Annotated in this window: 21 protein-coding genes; 3 read left to right on the top strand and 18 right to left on the bottom strand. The window is 44.9% G+C overall.

The window, feature by feature from the left end:
• Positions 1–238 precede the first annotated feature (238 nt).
• A complete protein-coding gene (locus FHS57_RS16575; protein WP_183975553.1) occupies positions 239–667 on the top strand; it encodes a hypothetical protein in 429 nt (142 codons plus the stop codon).
• A gap of 91 nt (positions 668–758) precedes the next feature.
• Here the strand turns inward: FHS57_RS16575 and FHS57_RS16570 are convergent, their stop codons facing one another.
• From FHS57_RS16570 to FHS57_RS16485, 18 genes are all read right to left on the bottom strand, one after another.
• Complete coding sequence (locus FHS57_RS16570) at positions 759–1397, bottom strand: sterol desaturase family protein (RefSeq protein ID WP_183975551.1); 639 nt, start codon at positions 1395–1397, stop codon at positions 759–761.
• 1 nt (position 1398) lies between these two features.
• Complete coding sequence (locus FHS57_RS16565) at positions 1399–1968, bottom strand: DUF4833 domain-containing protein (protein ID WP_183975543.1); 570 nt, start codon at positions 1966–1968, stop codon at positions 1399–1401.
• 10 nt (positions 1969–1978) lie between these two features.
• Positions 1979–2899: a PfkB family carbohydrate kinase gene (locus tag FHS57_RS16560; RefSeq protein WP_183975541.1), complete on the bottom strand. Its 921-nt coding sequence runs from the start codon at positions 2897–2899 to the stop codon at positions 1979–1981.
• Positions 2900–2999: 100 nt separating this feature from the next.
• Complete coding sequence (locus FHS57_RS16555; protein WP_183975539.1) at positions 3000–3698, bottom strand: HAD family hydrolase; 699 nt, start codon at positions 3696–3698, stop codon at positions 3000–3002.
• 78 nt (positions 3699–3776) lie between these two features.
• A complete protein-coding gene (locus tag FHS57_RS16550; protein WP_310586999.1) occupies positions 3777–4778 on the bottom strand; it encodes a lysylphosphatidylglycerol synthase transmembrane domain-containing protein in 1002 nt (333 codons plus the stop codon).
• A 1-nt stretch (position 4779) separates the two neighbouring features.
• Positions 4780–5712, bottom strand: coding sequence for a CDP-alcohol phosphatidyltransferase family protein (locus FHS57_RS16545; protein ID WP_183975537.1), 933 nt, complete (start codon positions 5710–5712; stop codon positions 4780–4782).
• A gap of 56 nt (positions 5713–5768) precedes the next feature.
• Positions 5769–6650, bottom strand: a complete 882-nt coding sequence (locus FHS57_RS16540; RefSeq protein WP_183975535.1) for an ATP-grasp domain-containing protein — start codon at positions 6648–6650, stop codon at positions 5769–5771.
• Between the two features lie 157 nt (positions 6651–6807).
• On the bottom strand, positions 6808–7512 hold the full coding sequence (locus FHS57_RS16535) for a nucleotidyltransferase family protein (protein WP_183975533.1): 705 nt from the start codon (positions 7510–7512) through the stop codon (positions 6808–6810).
• 95 nt (positions 7513–7607) lie between these two features.
• Positions 7608–10163 carry a DUF5686 and carboxypeptidase-like regulatory domain-containing protein gene (locus tag FHS57_RS16530; RefSeq protein ID WP_183975531.1) on the bottom strand — a complete coding sequence of 852 codons (2556 nt, stop codon included), beginning with the start codon at positions 10161–10163 and terminating at the stop codon, positions 7608–7610.
• Positions 10164–10237: 74 nt separating this feature from the next.
• Entirely contained in the window at positions 10238–11233 is a 996-nt protein-coding gene (locus tag FHS57_RS16525; protein WP_183975529.1) for an NAD-dependent epimerase/dehydratase family protein, read from the bottom strand.
• Positions 11230–12351: a GNAT family N-acetyltransferase gene (locus FHS57_RS16520; RefSeq protein WP_183975527.1), complete on the bottom strand. Its 1122-nt coding sequence runs from the start codon at positions 12349–12351 to the stop codon at positions 11230–11232. Before FHS57_RS16520 ends, FHS57_RS16525 begins: the two co-directional genes overlap by 4 nt.
• On the bottom strand, positions 12348–13553 hold the full coding sequence (gene spt, locus FHS57_RS16515; protein WP_183975525.1) for a serine palmitoyltransferase: 1206 nt from the start codon (positions 13551–13553) through the stop codon (positions 12348–12350). The genes FHS57_RS16520 and spt overlap by 4 nt, the downstream gene beginning before the upstream one ends.
• A gap of 149 nt (positions 13554–13702) precedes the next feature.
• Complete coding sequence (locus tag FHS57_RS16510) at positions 13703–14326, bottom strand: TetR/AcrR family transcriptional regulator (protein ID WP_310586998.1); 624 nt, start codon at positions 14324–14326, stop codon at positions 13703–13705.
• Positions 14327–14503: 177 nt separating this feature from the next.
• On the bottom strand, positions 14504–15412 hold the full coding sequence (locus tag FHS57_RS16505) for a helix-turn-helix domain-containing protein (RefSeq protein WP_183975521.1): 909 nt from the start codon (positions 15410–15412) through the stop codon (positions 14504–14506).
• Between the two features lie 4 nt (positions 15413–15416).
• A complete protein-coding gene (locus FHS57_RS16500; RefSeq protein ID WP_183975519.1) occupies positions 15417–15761 on the bottom strand; it encodes a hypothetical protein in 345 nt (114 codons plus the stop codon).
• Positions 15762–15977: 216 nt separating this feature from the next.
• Positions 15978–16901, bottom strand: coding sequence for a hypothetical protein (locus FHS57_RS16495; RefSeq protein WP_122933700.1), 924 nt, complete (start codon positions 16899–16901; stop codon positions 15978–15980).
• Positions 16902–16939: 38 nt separating this feature from the next.
• The gene (locus tag FHS57_RS16490) at positions 16940–17389 is read right to left on the bottom strand and encodes a hypothetical protein (RefSeq protein ID WP_122933701.1); all 450 of its coding nucleotides are present in this window, start codon (positions 17387–17389) and stop codon (positions 16940–16942) included.
• Between the two features lie 55 nt (positions 17390–17444).
• Positions 17445–17900 (bottom strand): hypothetical protein, encoded by a 456-nt coding sequence (locus tag FHS57_RS16485; RefSeq protein ID WP_183975517.1) that lies wholly within the window; start codon positions 17898–17900, stop codon positions 17445–17447.
• Positions 17901–18089: 189 nt separating this feature from the next.
• On the opposite strand from FHS57_RS16485, the gene FHS57_RS16480 reads away from it, so the two are divergent.
• Positions 18090–20063 carry a tetratricopeptide repeat-containing sensor histidine kinase gene (locus tag FHS57_RS16480; protein WP_221225644.1) on the top strand — a complete coding sequence of 658 codons (1974 nt, stop codon included), beginning with the start codon at positions 18090–18092 and terminating at the stop codon, positions 20061–20063.
• Between the two features lie 18 nt (positions 20064–20081).
• Positions 20082–20696, top strand: a complete 615-nt coding sequence (locus FHS57_RS16475; RefSeq protein ID WP_183975515.1) for a response regulator — start codon at positions 20082–20084, stop codon at positions 20694–20696.
• Positions 20697–20856 lie beyond the last annotated feature (160 nt).

The following is a 20856-nucleotide window of genomic DNA, read 5'->3' as shown; positions in this document are numbered from 1 at the left end:
ATAAAATTTGGTTTTAATCCCGTTTTAAGGCCCATTTAACCCTGTTTTAACCCTTTTATGGGCGTTTTTAGAATTTTCAACAGAATATAATTCCGTTTGTATTTATTTTAGGTCGTTCGTCATTGAAAAATACCCTTCGTCATTAACTACTTTCAGGAATGGCAAAAACAGGCAATCTTTGTATCAACAAAAAGCAAAACACAAACAGAATTACAGCCACATACAAATAAATAAAACCATGAAATCGCTTATCACAACCATCGCATTAAGTCTTGTAGGTTTAACCACTGTAGCAGAAGCTCAACCTACTAGAAAGTTCACCCAAGCTGAATCTCAATTGTTGGCTACTTTGCCAACTGAAGATGCAAATGCTGCCACTTTCGTATCAGTTTCAACAATGACACCACAAATGCTGATTGCTTCATTGCCAGTAACTGATGAAAATATCGAAACTCCTGCTCCGCGTATCAGTGGTGCAAAATTGTTGGCCTCTTTACCAACGGTTGACGAAAACCCAGGCTTGCCAATGGTAAAAATTAACTTTACAAAGTTGTTGGCAGCGTTGCCTACCGCAGATGAGTTTACTCAAACAACGGTTTTGATTGACAGCCCAGTGAATGTTGATACAAAAAGCCACGCAACGGCAGTTCGTTTGTCGGAAGAATAAGCCAAGCCGCTATACGATTCCAAAAATCAAGATTATAAAAAAAGCCCTCCTCTGAGCGATTCAGGGAGGGCTTTTTCTTTGGAAGAGATTCCTATTTTGTTTCTACATGTTTTCGTTCCGAAAAATCAGAATTAAAAAGCTTATCCCACAACTCCGAACTAACGCCGTATCCTTTATCGGGTTCGGCATAGTGGTGCAGCATGTGGTGTTTCTTTAGTTTCTTCCAAAAACCAGCTTTAAAGTTGGCATGATGTAAAGCGTAATGTGTCATGTCATAGAACAAGTACCCCGTAATAAAGCCTGCAAAGAAAGCAGCTACAACGTATTTGGTCATAAAAACAGTGAAGAGCAGATAAAACGCCGTTGCCAACGGGATACTGACCGACGGAGGCATTACCAAACGTTTGGCATCGTTGGGGTAGTCGTGATGAACTCCGTGGAAAATGAAATGGATACGTTCCATCAATTTCCCTTTAGGCGTGAAATGGAACACAAAACGGTGCAGAAAATACTCCGTAAACGTCCAAATAAACAATCCACCAGCGTAATAGCTTAAAAAAGCCAGCCCACCTACTTGGCCTTCAAAGAGAGATTGCCAAGTAAAAAATAAAATAACGGGAATAAAGATAAATAACGGAACACTGTAGTGTACTTTGGAAAGAGCTTCCAACAAGTCGCTCTTGAACATTCGGGTAGATTCCGTTGAATTTGAAATAAAAAGCTTTGGCATATCAGGATGGTTTTATGCGTTGAACCATGGTTTTTCCTGAGACGACGTCAGTGCCTTTGAGTTCGATAAAAAGTACGTTGGGTGACCAAAACGAGCCTCCATCGATGCGGATAAAGACGCGACTCAGAACACATTCTTTTTTGTTGATATCGGTATAAACGTGGTACTTGTTATGGGCATCTTTTCGTAAATGCAGTGGTAGCTTAGAGTAAGCCACCGACCGCAAATCGTAACTTCCGTTGCTGTTGGCTTTGACGTTGATGCCGTACGCAAACTTACGCTGGATAAAATTGAGCTCCTTGCGCATTCCTCCTTCGGGGTATCGAATCCAGAAAACGTGCACGGGGTCTTCGGCTTCAAAATTGCCGTTTTTATCCACATTTAGCTCATAGCAAATCGTGTTGGTATTGGGGTCGCGTTGGATATAAAATAGCAACCCTGGAATACCGTTGGGCACGGGAAACGTTTCGGGGTCGGGCAGCGGGGTATTGACCGCCGAGCTTTCGGGCGAAACGGCAGAAAACAAAAAAGGGATGGCTGTAAATAAAAAAACAAAAAGACTTTTCTTCATAATAACAAGGCTATTGAAGCAGGGCTTCCGACCACGAAAAGACCTTTCGGTATCCGTTGTGAGCACCAAACTTTAGTACGTTTTCTACTTTTTCAAAATCACTAGAAAATGGCCCCGATGCTTCGATTTTAATGGTGGCCATGGCGGCACCAAACTCGCCTGCTTCTTGGACGTGTGCCCCTTTGATGCGTTGATACAAATACCCCGCCATGTAGGTATCGCCGCAACCCGTAGCGTCGGCTACTTGGGAGGGGGTAAACGCAGGAATTTTGTGAAATACGCCATCGGTATAGATAACCGAGCCGTGGCTTCCCAAAGTGATGATTACCTCTTTAACGCCCAAATCGGCCAAGTATTCTGCCCCATCTTTCACGCGGTGGTGGCCTGTCAATACCTCCATTTCAAATTCGTTGGCTTTTAAAACACCGATATAAGGAAGCAATGCTTTTTTGTCGGCCCAATCGCGATAACGTACTTTTTTATTATCAACGTAACGCAAAAAGCCTTGAATATCCAACGAAACCATGCCGCGACGCGCCAGTTCTTTCACCAACTCCGCCGAAATATCATCGGAAAGAAGCGGGCCTAAGTGGAAAATCCGCGCTTGGAGGTCGGGGAGAGCGGGAACGTCAAAGGGCGTAGCTTTTTGCAAAACGTTTTGCTCACGGTGGTTTTGGTCAAAGCTGTAAATGTTTTCAAAATAGACCGTGTGCTCGCTAGGTAAGGCAAACACTTCAGTGCCTGATTTGCGCAAGTCTGCTACTACTTTTAACTCTTCCGTCGCCACGGCCGTAACGAGGGCGTAGTTTATTTCGGCATTTTGCAATGCTTTTGAAAAGTAAAAAGAAGTGCCGCCAGGCATGTAGTTGGTTGATTTCGGGGTCACTACCTTATCGAGGGTAATGTGCCCAATAGTGCAAATGTCATACATGGTTGTTAACGATTTTGGTGTCTGTGCAAAGGGCTGCTCCCAACCCGCTCTTTGTGTCAAGGGTTGCTCACAACCCGTTTTGTTCGTGTCAAAGGGTTGCTCACAACCCGCCTATTACCTCAGGAATCTGCGCAAAGTCATCTATTTCAACGTCAGCTTCAGAACTTACCTCGGTAGTTTCCCAGCCTTTGACGTTGAGCCAAATGGTTTGGCAACCAACGGTTTTGGCGGGTAAAATATCTTTGCTGTACGAATCACCAATGACGACGCATTCGTCAGGCGAAAAACCCAGTTCTTGTACGCCCAAGGCATAAATGGCCGCATCAGGTTTCCGGACTCCCACAACCGCCGACTCAACGATGGTTTGGAAATACCCCGCAATTCCGAAGTCTTGCAAGACCGTGGATAAGTTTCCGTAAAAATTAGAAACCATTACCAAAGGATAGCGGTTGGCCAATTGAGCCAAAACGGGCGCTGCTTGCTGAACAGAGCTTTTGGCGAACTGATAACAATCGTGGGCAATGGCCTTGCCAAGTGAGGCGGGTAGGTCAATGCCTTCGTTGCGCAAAAACAAAAACTGCTGTTCTACCTTCAGTTGTAAGGTATCTAAAAAAGTGTGCCGAGGCTCAATAATCGGGTGAATGGCCAAGGCCCTTTCTCCGTAGGAATAGGCTTTCAGAAACACGCCTTCGGGTACACCTGCTTGGTGTTTTTCGTAGCTGTCCCAAAGCACCCTTCCCCAGTGGAGGCCGTTGGTGTCGATGGTGCCTCCGTAATCAAATAGCAATCCTTTTATCATAAGTAATGGTCTCTGTTAACAGTTAATTGTTATCCGTTAACGGTGTTAAATATCAGTAAGTGAGCTCTTCTTCTTCCTTCACAACAGGTTGTGCTTTTTGGTTCTCATCATCAATAGCCCAATCCCAATCCAAACCACTTCACGGATGCGCGTTACCAACCCGATGAACACCCCCGCCGTGGCAGGCATACCCACGGCCGTCAGGGCCAGTGCCAAGCCACCCTCGCGGGTGCCGAGCTGCATGGGTAAAAAGAAAATAAGGTTGGCAAACAACGACGACCCAGAGCTGATAATCAGCGAATCGACGATGGACATATTGAGCCCAATGGCTTGGCCTGTAAAGTAAATTTCGGCACAACCCACCACGCGCGCTGCAAATTCGAGCCAAAGAGAAGCGTGAAAACGAGGGCGTCGTTCGGCGTAAAGAATCCGAATTTGGTCGTCGATTTCGTGCAACGTATCGGCTTTGTTGGCCAGCATGGCTTGTACTTTATTACCGACCCAAGGCAGGCGCGTCAACAGGCGAAACGTACTGACGGTAAAGCCGCGCTTGTAGGCTCGCATAAACCAAAATCCCAGTACCAGCCCCACCACCAGCATAATCAAACAACCCGTGAGCATCAAAGGAGCCAGAGGGACAAATGCAAAAATGAGCAAGATAGACGCCAGCCAGAAAATCACGTGCGAAAACATGTGCATCAGGCTGTAGAGCAGCACCGACGAACTGGCTTTCTGGAGCCCCAGCGTGGGCTTTAATTCCATAATGCGGTAAGGCTCACCGCCCAACGCCACAAAAGGCGTGATGTAATTAATCACATAGCCCGTAATGGTGAGCCGCAAAACTGACCCAAATGACAGATTGCTTTGGGGTAAATTTGGCTCCTGAATGATGGCTTTGAACGCCAACGCATTGAGGATATAAATCACCAGCCAACTGCCAATGACGGGCACAAACCACCAACCTGTTTTTTGGATATTTTCCCAAATAACCTCAATACCCAAGCCATGCACCATGTACACCAGCGTACCGATGCCAATGGCCATGAACAGGATTTTGTAGGTAACAGCGTTGATTTTCACGTTAGGCGGTTAGTTTGTGGTAAAAATGACGGCTTACTTTTTCCTGACTTACGCACATGTAAATCAAGATAGGGTTAAGCACGAAAATGTCGAAGAGAAAGTAAATCCACGCTTGGTCGATGAAAAGCCACAAAAACAAAAACAGCACGCGGGTGTTGAATTGTACGATGTTGGTATATTTCATCAACGGCTTGTTCATCGCCCGAAAATCAGTGATAAGCCATTCGGGCAAGCCGTTTTGAAAGCGTTCGCGTACGACGCCCAAAAGTTTTTGAAGATTAGGCGAGAAGCTTTCTTGTAATTTGGTGTAATTGAGGTAATTACGGGCAACGAGTTTCGGGAAGAAATGATTGCTCCACGAAAGGGCATCGTATTCTTTTTGCAAATCGCGACTGTTGTCTAACTCACTCCCAGAAGTTCCTTTGATAAAAAACAAATGGACGTTGCGATAGTAATCAGCCATGGCTGATTGAACGATGTGAGATAATCCTGCCACTACGCCAGGCACCCAAATCAAGGCGCTCCAGCCTTCGTTTTGACTCCGCAAGCAGATAGCGACGTGAATGGCAATGAACCAAAAATCGCCCGCCAGTCCGTCCAAAATACGTCCCAAACGGCTTTTGTTATTGGTCAAACGAGCCAATTGTCCGTCGGCGCTGTCGAGGGAGTTGGCAAATACCAACGATAACATCCCGATGACGTTAATCCACAGTTCTTGGTAATAAAAGAGAATCCCCGCTGCTACGCCAAAGAAAATACTGATGATGGTAACGGCGTTGGGCGTAATGCCGATTTTGGCGCAAAAAAGGGCAATTTGGTAGCCAATGGGGCGGTAAAACCAAATGTCAATTCGTTCTTCGGTATCGCTGGACTTGAGCGAACTTTGAAACGCACTTGCCTGAGGGGCTTGGGTATCTTTTGTCAATGTCTCCATTCGTTATCGTTAGTATAGGTAATGGTTAAAAAGTAGCAGCGAGCAACTGGTAACAACTAACTCACAGCTACGGGCTGTAGCTCAAATTGCTCGGCAATGGCTTGAGCAATATAAACGGATGCTTCTTGGCGGCAAGGCGCAAAGCTTGGCCAGTCGTTGACGTCGATGAGGTGAAAATTACCGTGTTTGTCGATGATGGCATCGCCTCCGTAAATGTGAATGTTGAGCACTTCTGCCGAGGCGTTGGCGGCTTGTTGTAAGGCTTTTTCGTCAAACGGATAGTAAACCGATTGGCCGTTGATGTGTTCGTACTCGGCGTACTTGTGGTGATTGTTGGCGTACGGATAAAACCAGAAGAAAAAGTCGGTGTTACGTACGGCATAAAACTTTACCAAATCGCCACGAAGGTGTTCCGAAATAACGGCATCGGGAATTTCGCGCAGGGCATATTCTTGCAGCATTTCTTTGGCTTCTTCGGCAGTAGCGGCAAATGACACGTCTTCTTTGTGGATGGCGTGAAAATCTCCTCTTTTTACCCAAAAACCCTTTCCTGGAAGGTTTTCAAAAACATCGTTTCCGTCGTAATCGGTTGGGACAATGTAGCTTTTTGGGTACGGAATTCCGTTTTCCAACAAATTTTTGGTCATGTTGGTACGGAAGCAGTTTTCAATCCCAAAGCCCGAATTGACGACGGTTTTGCCTTCGTTTTCAAGCTGTTGTAATTTCTTCACAACTCGTTTTTGGCGGGCCATGGTGAAAATATACTGTTGAGGGATTTCGGTGGCTGCCAAGAAGGTATCTTCGTCCCAAAGTTGGACAGAGTAACCCATTTTTTCGAGCTCTTGGGTAACTAAAGAAAAAATCGCGCCGTCGTTCCCGACGTGGTTGGGCGAAAATTTCTTGTTTCTAGTTACTCCTAGTAATGTAGTGGTTTTCATCGTAATAATAGTTGATGTCAAAAGAGACCTTCCCAGACTTGGAAGGTCATGCTAAGTTCTCAAATGAGACCTTTCAAGTTTGGTTACAAGCAAGTTCAAAACTTGGAAGGTCTTTCTAAGTTCTCAAAAGAGACCTTCCAAGTCTAGGAAGGTCTTGTTAAGTTTCGCCTAAAAACAGTTCGGCTGTTGTAATGTCTCTTACGTGGTCGATATCGACGATTTTCTGAAAGGGAAACGCTTTTAATTGTAACCCTTCGGCGACTAAGCGGCGCTGAAAGTTGCGCATTCGATTGGTACCACTTTCGACCGCCTGCGTTACCTGCGCCAGGGCTTTGCTGCGTAAACAGTAAATACCGCCTGACACATAGGGCATTGGCTGGTCGTTGGTGTCACAAAAATCAGTAATTCCAAGTTGCTCGTTGGTACGGACAAACAAGGGGCTTTCATCATCCACAAACGACGTAACCGCCATCAGTCCGTCGAGGGTAGTTTCTGCTTCAAAAGCCTGAATATATGCCTTGAACTCTTCTTCCTTAAATACAGTATCAGTGGTAGTTAAGCAAAAATCGTTGGGGGCTTCGGTACTTTTTAGTAATTCGTAAAAACTATGAAGCGAGCTAGGCGTTGTTTTTTTTACAATATGAACAGGGACGGGATACTTGGCCTGCAACAAATGCGTTTCGAGCACGGCTGAGTTTTCGTTGATAATGATATGAACGGATTCGGCGCGGTTGCGGGCAAATACCGCAATCAGGCGGTCAATCAGCATTTCGCCGTGCAGCTCCACCATGGGTTTGGGAAGGGTAAATCCTTCCTTCGCCAACCGCGAACCTTCTCCCGCTGCTATGATTCCGTAATTCATGTTGGTGTTTGTTATCTGTGTATCTGTTAACCGTTATCTGTGTATCCGTTAACCGTTATTGAACGGATAACTAGTAACCAATAACAGATAACCAATTAAAAATCAAGTCTAAAGCGTGTTCTTACTCCCCACTGAACTGTATTGGGGTTGTTGAGATAGCTAAAACGTCGTACCAAATCGACCCGAACTAATTTGAAAATATTGGCCACGCCAACGCTTCCTTCAATGTACGGCTGACTGCCTAGGTTATAGCTGATGCTACGTCCTTCCGAATCGACGGGGAAACGAAAAACAGACGCGCCTTTATTAGGATTATTTTCATCACGAAGGCCACCTACCAAGGCTTTTAGGCTCACCACTTCGCGCAATTTGAGTCGTTTTAACAATGGTATCTTGTTGAATAAGAAGCCGTTGAAGTAATATTGTACGTCGATGCTCGCGTAGCGGTCGCTTACAAACTCAAGGAAGTTCATCAAGTTGTAAGAGTTCAATTGGTACGCGTAGGTTTGGTTGGCGCGGTGAATCATCAACAGCGGAAACGGAATGTTTTTGCCAAAAATGTAACCACCCTCAACTGTGACGTCGGCAAAACCGTATTGTGACAGATAAACACGCTTGGCCACATTTCCCGTAACCGTGTGGTAATCAGTTTCTCCCGATAATAGTCCTTTTATCCCAGCGTTGTAGCGCAACGTGAAAATGGGGTAACGATTGATAAGCGGAGTACGGTAGAGTTTTCCTTGATAAAATTGCTCGTTGGGAGCATAACGCAGCTCTAAGCTCAATTCGGTATTGTTGAGTTGAGCTACATTTTGAGCGGCACCGTCGGTGGTTCGTTCGTATTTGAGAATGCCTGCGGGCGTTTGCGCCCACTGAGTAAAACCTAATTTATACGAAAAGTGATTAGTAAACTCGCGGATGTATTCCAGCTTCAACACATCGTTGTACAGCCAGCGGTTATTATCGCCGCGTTTGAACGAGAGCAGGAAGTTGTCTTCTTGGACAAACTGCAACTCTTGCCCAGGGATTTTGGTGTCGCGCTGATAACTCGCTCGAATGTAGTGCAGTGGAAAATGATAGACTGATTTATTGTTGAGCGAAAAGGTACTGCTCGCAAAATATTTCCACTTTTGGTCTTTGAAACCGTATGCTCCATACCCTTCAAAATAGAGCCGATTACTAAGTTCGGTAGTGGTGCGCCCGCCAAATCGGAGTCTAAAACCTTCTACGGGGTTGAAACTATAAAACGTGTTGGCAGGCCCGATTTCTACTTTTCCAAACGATTTGTATCCCGCAAAAAACAAGGTCGTAATGTCCATGATTCGACGGAACGACGGAATCGTTTGCAAGGTATCGACGTTGCGGTAGATGTTGCTCTCCATGCGGTCGAGGGGCAAGTGGCGCAAATTTTGCCAATAGGCTTCATTGTTGGTATTTAGCTGGGCAAACGTCGGGGCATTTTCTTGGGCTGGGCCTTTGTAAAGGCTATCAGGACGGGGTTGGTTGGTTAAGAAATTTTTGAAATTTACCACGCGCTGACCATACAAACCTGCGGCTTTTTCGCCCAACGAAAACTCCATCCCCAACGACGTTTTGCTGGGGCGGTAGCGTCCATCTTCCTCTTTGACAAATTCAATTTTGGCCTCAAGGTCACGCATGAAATTGAGGTTAATGTCTTTGTTTACAGTTAAATACGCATTTTGAACGCTGTAGTTTCCATCGAGGGTGATAAACAGTTTACCCTCAAAAAGCATGTCGGCTTTGTTGCGAGGCACAAACCCAAGCTCAATCAACCAAGGCGTTTGGGTCTTGACGGTATCACGAATAAAAAACTTATAAAACGTAGGAGCGGTGTTGGCAATGGGGCTCAAAAGCAAATTAGTCGCAATTGAGATGTCATTTTTATAAATATCAATGTCTTCGTACAAGCGTCGGAAATAAGCATTTAGCCCGTCGTTGTCGATGAATTTTTGGTCAAATTCGGCCTTGCGGTCGGCCTGTACCCATTGTTTTTTGGTATAGGGGTTTTTGCGAAAATATACTTGTGATAGTTTTTCCTGCATGTAAGCGGGTAGCATATTTTTACCGCCCATTCCAACCGAATCTTGGGTTACAAACAAAAATTGATAATTACGAAAGATACGCTTGTCCTTAAATTCATCAGAAAGATTGCTCAGAGCGAGCGAGATTTTTTCGTACTGCTCGTACTCCACGTAGTCGTTTTGGGTCATGCGGTTCTGCTCCTTGTGGTCAATCACCTGACGAATGAGCTGAACTGCAGGATTATCCTTGTTGCGGTAGCGTGTGGTTTTTCCCTTAATGACAACCTCCTTGAGCAAAAGCGCATCCACCACCATTTTGACGTTGATGGTTTGCGTATTACCTGGCGTAATGGCTTTTTCGATGCTTTGGTAGCCGATGTACGTAAATTTGATTTTAGGCTGTTTGTTGGGTACGTTGAGTGTGTATTGTCCATCGGCATCGGAGGTGGTTCCGATGGTCGTGCCTACTACCTGTACGTTGACAAAAGGTAGCGTTTCGCCCGTTTTAGCGTCCGAAATGACTCCTTTTACAACCGTTGCGCTTTGGCCGAAGAGAAGAGTAATCGGCAAAAGCAGCACTAATACGATGAGTGTGGTTATTCTTTTCATTTTGTTATTTCAAGAAGTCTTTGTCGTTCACGTCTGTTGCTGTAATGGTAATGGTTTTTGTAATCGGTTGGCTATCAGAGCCATTGGTTTTCTTTATACCACGTTAGGGTTTCGAGAAGCCCTCTTTTTAAGTCATATTTTGGTTGGTAGCCGAGTTGCGATTGGGCGGCGTCGATGCTACAAAACCAGTTTTGAGCCGTCAATTCTTTGAGTTTTTCGCGGTTAATGACGGGCGTATTTTTTGAAAATGTATAGCATACTTCCAAGGTCGTTGCGACAATTTTCATCAACCCCAAAGGAATATGAATCCGAACGGGCTTTTTGCCACTCCATGCGTTGAAAATCTCGGCCAGTTCATAACGGTTGTATGCGCCTCCGTCCGATACGTTGAAGGCATGGTTGGCGGTGCTGTTGTGAAGCGCTGCTTTTACCGTTGCATCTGCTAAATCCTTTACGTAAACAAAGCTGAAACGTTGCGCACCACGGCCAATGTAGGCGTCGATGCCGCTGTTGAGGGTTTTGAAAAGGATAAACACATCTTTTTCGCGGGGGCCATAGACTGCCGTCGGGCGAATGATGGAGGTTCGCAACCCTTTTATTTCAGCTAAATAGTGCTCGGCCAACAACTTGCTTTTCCCGTAATCGGTGACAGGCATTGGTGGCGTATTCTCGGTAATTGGTTGTTTTTCAGCGTACGATAACGGCCCAAGGGCGGCCAAACTGCTCACAAACACAAACCGCTCCAACGGTTGACTGATTTGGCAGGCTGCTTCGGCCAACCGACGGGTATATTCGGCGTTGATGAGGTTGTACGTGGCACTGTCTTTGGCGCGCGTTGCACCTGCTGAGTGGATAATGTACTGGTATTGACCCTTCTCCAAAAACGACCGGAGCGCGTCGGTTGAACGGTAATCGGGATACACAAAAACAGGAGCTAAGGGTGCAAGGTGCGACACGTCGCTCGATGGGCGCACTGCGGCATGGACTTCCAATCCCGCTTTTTGGGCTGCCTCAATCAAGTGGTATCCAATAAACCCGCTTGCCCCTGTTATCAATACGCGCCCGCTCATAGTTCTTTTTCGTACAACCGATACCGCTTGTATAATTTTGCGTTGATTTGTTCGATGGCGTGGTTCATGAGGTAATTGTCTTCAAGCATCCACGAACATTCGCCACCCGTAATTTTTGTTCCGTACGTATTTTTAATGATGGTACCGTACAAACAGGCTTCGATACCCAGTTTGCGGTAGTTTTCAAGAACGCCAAGCGCCAATACGCGCAAACGAGTAATGTTTTTGCGTTGGGTCAGCAACTTGAAAATCCCCGTTGGAAACAACCGACCTCGTTTGATTTTAATCAAGATTTGGTTGAGATCTGGGACGCCGAGGGCAAAGCCGATAAATTCACCGTCTTTTTCGGCAACGAGGCAGAACCTAGGGTCGAGCAATAACTTCAAATCGTTGGCCAAAAAGTCAAACTCTTTGTCGGTCATGGGGACAAACCCTAAGTTTTTGTCCCAAGCCTTGTTATATACTTCACGAATCTTAACGGCCTCTTGTTTGAAGTCTTTGAGATTTACCTGACGAATGGTGATTCCTTTGTTTTTCAAACGGCTTTGCAATACCTCCAACAGTTTGATAGAGCGGTCGTTAGACTCGCTTACTTCCAACTCGTAGGCCAGCAAATCGGTCATTTTTCGCAACCCTATGCTTGACAACAACGTGTCGTAGTAGGGCGCGTTGTAGGTCATCATCACGATGGGTGGGCGTTCAAAACCCTCAACTAACACCCCCGAAGGGTCGTTGGTAGAAAAGTTAACGGGGCCAATAAGGCGGGTTAATCCTTTCTCTTTCAGGTGATTTACTGCGGTATCAATCAGTGCTTGGGCGACTTCTTGGTCGTTGATGCAATCAAAAAAACCAAAGAAACCGTCTTGTTTCCCCGTAAATGCGATGTGATTGCCATTGACAATTGCCGCAATTCGACCCACAATGTGGTTGTCTTTATAGGCTAAAAACAGCTTTACCTGCCCGTGTTCGTGGAATGGATGCTTCTTGGGAGAAAGCATATCACGTTGGGCAATAAAGAGTTCGGGTACGTAATTGGGGTCGTTTTTATACAAATCGTGCGGAAAATCAATGAATTTTCCTACCTCTTTGCTAGACTCTACGGGGGCTATACGAATCATATATGTTGCTTTAGCGCTTCAGGACAAACTTTTTGGGCAACTCGTGCCAATTTATCCACGGCTTCTTCGATTTGAGTGAAGGTATGCGTGGCCATCAGCGAAAAGCGAATGAGGGTGTCTTCGGGGCGTACCGCTGGCGATACGACAGGATTGACAAATACCCCTTCGTCTTGTAAAAACTTGGTCATAAGGAACGTGCTTTCGTTGTCACGGATATAGATTGGGAGAATCGGGCTTTCGGTTGGGCCTAAATCAAAACCGCTGAGGAGCAATAATTCTTTGGCATAGCGGGTATTGGCCCACAAACGCTCGATGTGGAACGGCTCTGACTCAATAATGTCGAGTGCTGCAATCGTACTCGCCGCCGTAGCGGGGGTCATGCTGGCGCTGAATATGAGCGAACGCGCACGGTGTTTGAGGTATTCGATGGTCTCGTTGTCGCTGGCAATAAACCCTCCCAACGATGCCAAGGACTTGCTAAAAGTACCCATAAACAAGTCGGTGTTGTCGGTTTCGCCAAAATGCGAGGCAGTTCCCGCTCCGCGTTCGCCAATAACGCCTAAGCTATGGGCATCGTCCACCAGCACAGACGCATCAAACTCAGCGGCTACTTTGTTGAGTGCGGGTAGGTTTACGATGTCACCTTCCATGCTAAAAATTCCGTCGGTGGCAATGAGCTTCACGGCTTCATCAGGCAGGAGACTAAGTTTTTTGCGAAGGTCTTCCATGTCATTGTGGGCGTACTTAATGACCTTGGAAAACGACAACCGACTTCCGTCGATGATGGAGGCGTGGTTCATTTCGTCCAACAAAATGTAATCATGGCGACCTGTCAGACTAGAAAGCGCCCCCAAGTTGGCCTGATAACCCGTGCTGAACAAGATGGCAGCCTCTTTTCCTACATAGGCGGCGAGTCGGCGTTCTAGCTCGATGTGAATGTCGAGCGTACCGTTCAAAAACCGTGAACCCGCACAGCCTGTACCGTACTTTTCAGCGGCTTTTTGAGAAGCCTCAATGATGTAGGGGTGGTTGGTTAGTCCTAAGTAAGAATTAGAACCAAACATTAAAACGGGTTTACCGTTGATGAGAACTTCAGTATCCTGCCCCGACTCAATCGGTCTGAAATAAGGGTAGATTCCTTTCTCTTTAGCAATCGCAGCGTCTTTAAACTCCGCGAGCTTGTTGCGTAATTTGTTTCCCATACTGTCAATAGCGTGTCAGACTTTGATAATACAACGGATCCGATGAAGCATCGGCACGTTGTTTTTGGTGTAATGGTGGTTAGGTAATGTCCTATCCTTGAAATACAAACAACTCTTTTTTGAGAATTGTTTGTAGAGTGACAGAAAAACTAAGAAGCTGTTTCTGGTACAAACAGGTACTCAGTAATCATGCTGATAATAAGGTTTTTATGGCATTCGGCGAAGTGGTTGAACTCTTCTTCGCAGGTGTTATGAAGTTTCATATTCATTTTTTTGCCCACAAAAATGAACTGAAGACTTCCCATAATGAGTGGTATTAAATGGTCGGCACTGATGTCGCGCATTCGACCATTTTGTACTTCTTCTTTAATTTGAGTTGTCAACGTCCCATGCAACAACTCCTTGAACTTCGATAACTCGGGGAGGAGCTGTTCGGAGTCGCGCTGAATTTCATTCATCAGAAACAGTACCAAGTTGGGTTCTGCCTTCATGACCCTAAAATCCTCTTCAATCAATTCGATTAATTTCTCGCGAATACCGACGGGTTTCTCAAAAATCCTCAGGGTGTTTTGGCAATAGTAGTTGAACAAATCCCTGAAAATTTCAATAAACAATTTTTCCTTGCTTCGAAAATAATAATTCGTCAAAGCAATGTTCATGTTGGCCGCTTCAGCTATATCTCTTGCCGTTGTTCCTGCGTACCCCTTTTTCAAAAAAATAGCCCTTGCCGCTTCTTTGATTCTCTTTTCACTAGACTGAGTAATACATGTCACGATAACCTCCATTTTCAAATTTCCGCAACAAAAGTGAAAACAAATTTTTGATTGAACAATTATTTTAAATGTTATTTTTAAACAAATGTTTAAACCATTTGATTAGTCCAAGAAAAACTTTTTTTTGGCCAATTTTACGAGGCCAAAACAGATCATATTGAACAGTTACTGATAACCTTAATTGAAGGAATGCCTAAATTCGAGGGGGCTCTGGTTGGTCTTGGCTTTGAACAGTTTATTGAACGATTGAGAATGTTCAAACCCCAATTCGTAGGCGATTTCGCTCACGGTAAGTTCGGTGGTGGACAGTTTTTCTTTGGCCTTTTCAATCAATTTTTCGTGGATAAGCTGCTGAGTAGTAAGTCCGATAAGCTGTTTCAACATGCTACTCAGGTATTTGGTCGAGAGGTTAAGCGAATCGGCAACGTGCTGAACGGTCGGTAGCCCTTTTAAGACCAAATCTTCACTGTTGAAATAGGTGCTCAATATCTCCTCTAAGCGGGTGAGAACCTGATTGTTGGTGATTTTTCGGGTAATAAACTGGCGCTCGTAAAACCGTTGGGCGTAGGTAAATAGCACGTCCAGTTGAGCAATGATTACGTCTTGGCTGAATTTGTCAATGTTGGCGTGGTATTCTTCTCGGATGTTATTGACAATACCGTTGATGGTCGTTTCCTCTTTGTCGGATAAAAACAACGCTTCGTTGGTTGAGTACCCGAAGAACTCGTACTGCTTGATTTTTTTGGCAAGTGGGGTATTCCACAAAAAATCAGGGTGAACAAAGAGCATCCAGCCGTCCAAATTATCAGGTACGCCGTTGGCTTCTCCGCGCAAAATTTGCCCTGGCGCAATGAACGCCAGCAAGCCTTCGTCGAAGTCGTATTTTTGCTGGCCATAAAACAATTTGTCGCAGCCTCTTTTGAGTGAAACCACATAAAAATCGGAAAGCACAGCCTGAATGTTGGGGGCGGATTTTAGTATTTTGAGGTCAATCATGCCGATAAGCGGGTGCTGGGGCTTCGGCAGGTTCATCAACCGATGAATTTCGGCAATGGATTTGATTCGGTACGGTTTTTCTTGGGGCATACTGCTAAAATTTAAAAGGGTATTTTAACCAAATCAATAGCAATGGCAACGTAAGAAATGGAATTTCGATGAAGGCCATTTTGACATTTCCTGCCCGCAACGAAAACGCCATAATCAACAGAATAACAATCGCATTGAGCAGGTTGCCCACAAAAAAAGTTTGGGGAAAGAGAAGCATTAAACCGATAATAATGGAGAGTGCGCCCACAAAAGGCATGAAGGATTTGGTAATGCCCAAGTCGGCCATCATTTTGGCTTGCTCGGCAGTGGCAGGTTGGAAGGCATCCCAGCCGTGTTTGAGGCTCAAAAACGACGAAATGAGCAGGAGTGCGATGGTGACGAATTTCATTGTTGCTTTTGTTTTTTTAAAGTTACTCCAATTTTTGGAGTTATTTGATAGTGCAAAGTTCTGCAACAATTAAATAAAGGATGTAGCCAAAAGTCGCAATGTTGTAGCTAAAAAGTACAAAGGGAAACACAACAATTGGAAAACAGACTAGGGGCTACAACAAAAAGTGGTACCGAATTGCTTCAGTACCACTTCAGGAGGGGAGAATAAAAATAATCAGAGTGTTACGGCGTAGCTCAGCGTAATTACTTGGATATAAACAGGCTTAAAAGGTTTCTCTTCCAATGCTCCTCGTAGCGTAGCGCGGTGGGTCAGGTAGATGTTTTTGATGAGTTTGATTTTGGTGATAAAAAGGCCGTCGAGTGCACCATTGTCCAATAATTTTTCAGCATAACTCGACTTGATGGCTAAGCGGTATTGCATTTGAAGCCACTTCTTAAATTTGCGATCGTACCAAATGTTCAATTCTGCTCCTTGTTTTTCGATGATTTGTTTGACGTAATCACTCCCGTTGGGTTGATAGCCTTCAGTATAAAGCCCAGTGTTTGCAATGGCCTGACTTATAAGTCCATAAATTCGGAAAGTGTAGGGCGAAAGCGAGACTCGAAATGCTTTAGTAGGTTGCCACTTGATTCCAGGGGAAAGTATCAGTTCGTAAGGATTCAGAAAACTTTGGACTCTACTACCACCTGTGGTATCTCGAAACATGCCGTCTTCGTAGGTGCTGAACACGCCCGTTTTGGTTTTAGCGATGATATTAATGTTCCATTCACGGTCGGTGGATAACCCTGTGGATAAGTCGTGTAAACTGAGTAGTTCGTCGGCCGTTTTTTGGGTAATGCTTTTGAGACCCGCTTTGTAAAGGGAAAACTGCCAGTGAAATTCGTTGGTCGAAATGATACGGTTTTTGGTATAATTGATATTGAGGTCGATGCCGTTGGTGGTCGAAAAACCTAACCTGCCTGTGTTTGGGACGCCATTAACTTGCATGGTATGCGAGAGATTGAGGCCCAAATTGATGGCAATTTCCCAGGCTTTGGCCGTAGTGTCTTCCTCAATTGCAGTGGAATCGGCCTGGGCTAGTACGTTTTTCCCAAAAAAAATAACCCAAACCAATAATAGTTTTGAAAAAGTAGCCATAAAAGTAAAGATGGATGATAGCGTATTTAGGTAAAAGCTCAGTTCTTTTTCCCATAAAACACCACTGTTTTTGAGGGTGTTGGGTCGGGAGCAATAACCCCTAGTTCACCATTGATAAAGGTGACGAGCTTGGTAGAGCCTTGGTATCCTTCTATTTCGCCAGTGGTTGTTTTTTTAAGAATGAGGCCATCGTAGGTTTGAAATGAATCTGCGGCTTTGCCAGCTTTATCGGTAAGGGTAAAGGTGACTTTAAAATTGGCTGATTCGTCACCGACTTTTGTTACTGATATTTTACTGGTGGCTACTACCCCTGCGGCGTTGGTAGCAGGTAGGCTGATGCGCGTAGTTCCTACAGTGTAGTAAGTACCTGTGTATTCGCCTGCCACTTGGTCGGCAAGCGAGGGCTCAACTTCTTTTTGGCAGGAAAAAAATAAAAGTGTAAAAGCTACAAAGAAAAGAGCGTTACGAATGCTGCTAGAAGATTTCATAATGGGTAGGGGGAAAGGAAGAAGCAGTTAAATAACCACTTCTTCCGAGTGGGTTTTAAAACTCAATCGTTAACATTTTGCCATTTTCGGTGACCTCATAGGTGCCTTTACGAATAAGATAAGAGCTAACTAGTGCATTCTCTAATTCTATTTTGTAAGGCTCTTCGACCACAAATTGATTATTGGCAAAGTGTTTTGAGATAGTCTCACTGGACATTGAGCTTTTGAGGAGATTCACAACGAGTTTTCCATTAGACATACTGGCAGTTCCTCTACCCGTGTTGGGTTCTACCGCACTAATGTCAATATCAATCGGGCCTTCCGACTGAAAGCTGCAAACACCTGTTCGGGTACATCCCGAGCTTTTTTTGCCAAACTTGAGCTTTACTTTGATGATGGCGTGAGGACTCGACGACAATTTTGCCGAAGAAGAACCCGCAGAAAGAATGTTGTTGTCGTTTGAGAAGATTGTGCTAGATACAATCACGGCGAGTGCAATTAGAAGTTTCATTTTTGTGAGCGTTGATAGTGAAAGAAAAGAACTTTTTGCTCTACAAAACTACACCTGCTCCCCTTCCAAAATCAATCGGCTAAAAATCCGATTTTTTAAAAATCCGCCTTTTGGAGGATTTTATTAAATGGTTTTGTTCCAGAACTTTACCGTCGTAAATTAGAAGGGAAAACCCTATCCTTTACCTCGATGAAACCATTACTCACGCTTGTATTTTTGATGGTAGTGCCGTGTTTGGTATGGAGCCAACAAGAACTCATTGATAGCTATCGACAAGAGCTAAAAAAAGAAAAGATTGATACCTCACGCATTCACATTATTGGAGATTTGTCGCGGATGCTCATCATGAATGCTGATACCACGGAAGCGCTGGCGTTGTTGAAAGAAGGCTTGGCGTTGTGTAAAAAACAAAACTATGATTACGGATACGGGCATATTTACAACGGATACGGCATCCATTATTTAGAAACTTCCCGATTCGATCAAGCCGAGGTTTATTTCCAGAAAAGCTATGACTATTTTAAAAAGAGTAAAAAAGATACCGCTCCGTTGGGAGTAGCTACTGCCTTGGGAAACTTGAGCCTCATTGCCGAAACCAAACGAGACATCGAAAAAGCTGTTCGACTACAGCTACAAGCGCTGGACGTGTGGCAGGCGTCTGTCTTTCCTGAGCGGTTTGTGGCGGTGGGAAATATGTATCTCAATATTAGCAATTTATATACCAAAGTAGGCCAGCACGATAAAGCCATTATTTATACCAAAAAAGCAGTAGAAACGCGCCTCAATGCGGACTTGAAAGATGCTGATTTGGCGACATCGTACATCTATTTGTTGAATAGCTTCATCAAAAACAATCAATTGGATAGTGCCCAAAAATACTTGCTTACCACCCAAACTTTGGTCAACGACCTTAAAAATCCCGTCGTTTATATGCGCTATTACGCCGTGCTGGGAGAAATTGGGGTGGCTGAAAAGAACTATGAAAATGCCCTCGGGCAATACCAATTGGCGTTGCAGTATGCTCAACAAACCCAAAAAATGACTTTTCAGATAAGCAGCTCAATGGGCATTGCACGCTGTTATCAAGAATTGAAACGGCCTGCCGAAGCGATTCCATTTTTGACGCAAGCGCTTCAATTAGCCGAAAAAGGGAACCGCCTAGAAGCCAAAACAAGGGCGTTGAAAGGCTTGGCGGAGGCATATCATCAGCTCAACAACGACCAAAAGGCTTTTGCTTATTTTACCCAGTACAACGCCCTGAAAGATAGCATTCAAGCCGAAGAAACCAAGCTTAAACTCAATGAGATAGATACCAAATACCAGACAGTGCAGAAAGAGAATCAGATTCTTCAGTTAGAAAAAGACAAAAGCCGCCAAAATACGCTCATTTATGGGTTGGTGGTGGGACTAATTCTCATAGCAAGCATCGGAGTATTGATGTACCGTAACGCGGCTAACCAACGAAAAATAGCCCAACAGCAAACCCTCCTGAAAGAAAAAGAAATTCAACAATTACAGCAAGAACGACAACTCGTTGCCACCAATTCTATTTTAAAAGGCCAAGAAGAAGAGCGAACGCGCGTAGCCCGCGATTTGCACGACGGCTTGGGCGGAATTTTAACAAGCGTAAAACTAACCTTGGGGAAAGTGAGAGGAAACTTTATTTTGCCCGAAGCAAGTACGGTCGTATTTGCTCGGGCGTTGGAACAACTAGATCTCGCCATTAATGAAATGCGCCGCGTCGCTCACAGTATGATGCCCGAAGCGCTCGTACGCTATGGCCTGCCTGACTCGCTGAAAGATTTTTGTGAAGACCTCAACGAAACGGGGCAAATCAACGTGCATTTGCAAGTACTTGGGATGGAAAATCGGCTTGATTCGTCGGTCGAAGTGGTGCTTTATCGCATCGTGCAGGAATTGCTGAACAACATTCTCAAACACGCCCAAGCTACCGATGCCTATGTGCAGTTGGTTCGGAGGGACGAAATTGTACACCTCACCGTGGAGGACAACGGCAAAGGTTTTGACCTAAAACAAGTCGAATATCGTAGAGGGGCGGGAATGCGAAATATCGAAAATCGTGTGGCGTATTTGGGCGGTAAGTTGGATATTCAAAGCACAGTAGGAGAGGGCACTTCGGTAGAAATTGAAATAAAACTGTAGCCCAAAACACGATTCGAGATGATAAACGTATTTATAGTAGATGACCACCCGCTAATTACCGAAGGCTTGAAATCGCTTCTTAATGATTGCGTGGATATTTGTGTGGTAGGTACAGCCTCCAACGCCATTGATGCCCTCGAAGCATTGAAAAAACAGCCCGTTGACGTCGCTTTTTTAGATATTAACCTCCCCGAAATCAGCGGAGTAGAGTTGTGTAAAAAGATTCGGGATAAGCTACCTCACATCAAATGTGTTGCCCTCACAACCTCCAACGAACGGAGCCATGTGAGCCGAATGATGCAAAATGGAGCCATGGGCTACTTGATTAAAAGTTCACCCAAAGAAGAACTGGTCAAAGCCATTCGGCAAGTGCATTTGGGAGGGTATTACATGAATGTGAATGTGCAAGAGGTAGCCCCTAAATCCGTGCAAGTGCCGTTTTTAACCCGTCGAGAAAAGGAAGTTTTGGGGTTGATTTCGGAAGGGATGACCAACAATGAAATTGCAGAAAAGCTTTTTGTGAGTCCTGCTACTGTAAAGACCCACCGCGAAAATTTGCTGATGAAATTTGAGGTGGCCAACACGGCTGCACTTATCAAATTAGCAGCGCAACAGGGGTTACTTTCGGGCTAATGTTTTCAGAATTCTTGTTTTGCTTTTGGCACGAGGATTCGGGTTGTGAGCAACCCTCAGCACGAAACTGTTTAGGGTTTCCAGTTTACTGTTTTGGGTTTTCTGTTTAACCCCTTTGCTCCTTGCCCCTTTTTCCTTCGCCCCTTGCTCCTTGCTCTTT

This window comes from Runella defluvii (genome assembly GCF_014195535.1).
Lineage (GTDB): Bacteria > Bacteroidota > Bacteroidia > Cytophagales > Spirosomataceae > Runella > Runella defluvii.
Note: the sequence above shows the minus strand (reverse complement) of the source record. Positions and strands in the feature narration are given on the sequence as shown.

Coding starts and splice junctions, on each gene's coding strand:
- FHS57_RS16545 (WP_183975537.1), bottom strand. CDS start 5,712: ATGGAGACATTGACAAAAGATACCCAAGCCCCTCAGGCAAGTGCGTTT.
- FHS57_RS16535 (WP_183975533.1), bottom strand. CDS start 7,512: ATGAATTACGGAATCATAGCAGCGGGAGAAGGTTCGCGGTTGGCGAAG.
- FHS57_RS16505 (WP_183975521.1), bottom strand. CDS start 15,412: ATGCCCCAAGAAAAACCGTACCGAATCAAATCCATTGCCGAAATTCAT.
- FHS57_RS16475 (WP_183975515.1), top strand. CDS start 20,082: ATGATAAACGTATTTATAGTAGATGACCACCCGCTAATTACCGAAGGC.
- FHS57_RS16500 (WP_183975519.1), bottom strand. CDS start 15,761: ATGAAATTCGTCACCATCGCACTCCTGCTCATTTCGTCGTTTTTGAGC.
- FHS57_RS16565 (WP_183975543.1), bottom strand. CDS start 1,968: ATGAAGAAAAGTCTTTTTGTTTTTTTATTTACAGCCATCCCTTTTTTG.
- FHS57_RS16530 (WP_183975531.1), bottom strand. CDS start 10,163: ATGAAAAGAATAACCACACTCATCGTATTAGTGCTGCTTTTGCCGATT.
- FHS57_RS16570 (WP_183975551.1), bottom strand. CDS start 1,397: ATGCCAAAGCTTTTTATTTCAAATTCAACGGAATCTACCCGAATGTTC.
- spt (WP_183975525.1), bottom strand. CDS start 13,553: ATGGGAAACAAATTACGCAACAAGCTCGCGGAGTTTAAAGACGCTGCG.
- FHS57_RS16525 (WP_183975529.1), bottom strand. CDS start 11,233: ATGAGCGGGCGCGTATTGATAACAGGGGCAAGCGGGTTTATTGGATAC.
- FHS57_RS16575 (WP_183975553.1), top strand. CDS start 239: ATGAAATCGCTTATCACAACCATCGCATTAAGTCTTGTAGGTTTAACC.
- FHS57_RS16495 (WP_122933700.1), bottom strand. CDS start 16,901: ATGGCTACTTTTTCAAAACTATTATTGGTTTGGGTTATTTTTTTTGGG.
- FHS57_RS16560 (WP_183975541.1), bottom strand. CDS start 2,899: ATGTATGACATTTGCACTATTGGGCACATTACCCTCGATAAGGTAGTG.
- FHS57_RS16485 (WP_183975517.1), bottom strand. CDS start 17,900: ATGAAACTTCTAATTGCACTCGCCGTGATTGTATCTAGCACAATCTTC.
- FHS57_RS16490 (WP_122933701.1), bottom strand. CDS start 17,389: ATGAAATCTTCTAGCAGCATTCGTAACGCTCTTTTCTTTGTAGCTTTT.
- FHS57_RS16540 (WP_183975535.1), bottom strand. CDS start 6,650: ATGAAAACCACTACATTACTAGGAGTAACTAGAAACAAGAAATTTTCG.
- FHS57_RS16520 (WP_183975527.1), bottom strand. CDS start 12,351: ATGATTCGTATAGCCCCCGTAGAGTCTAGCAAAGAGGTAGGAAAATTC.
- FHS57_RS16480 (WP_221225644.1), top strand. CDS start 18,090: ATGAAACCATTACTCACGCTTGTATTTTTGATGGTAGTGCCGTGTTTG.
- FHS57_RS16555 (WP_183975539.1), bottom strand. CDS start 3,698: ATGATAAAAGGATTGCTATTTGATTACGGAGGCACCATCGACACCAAC.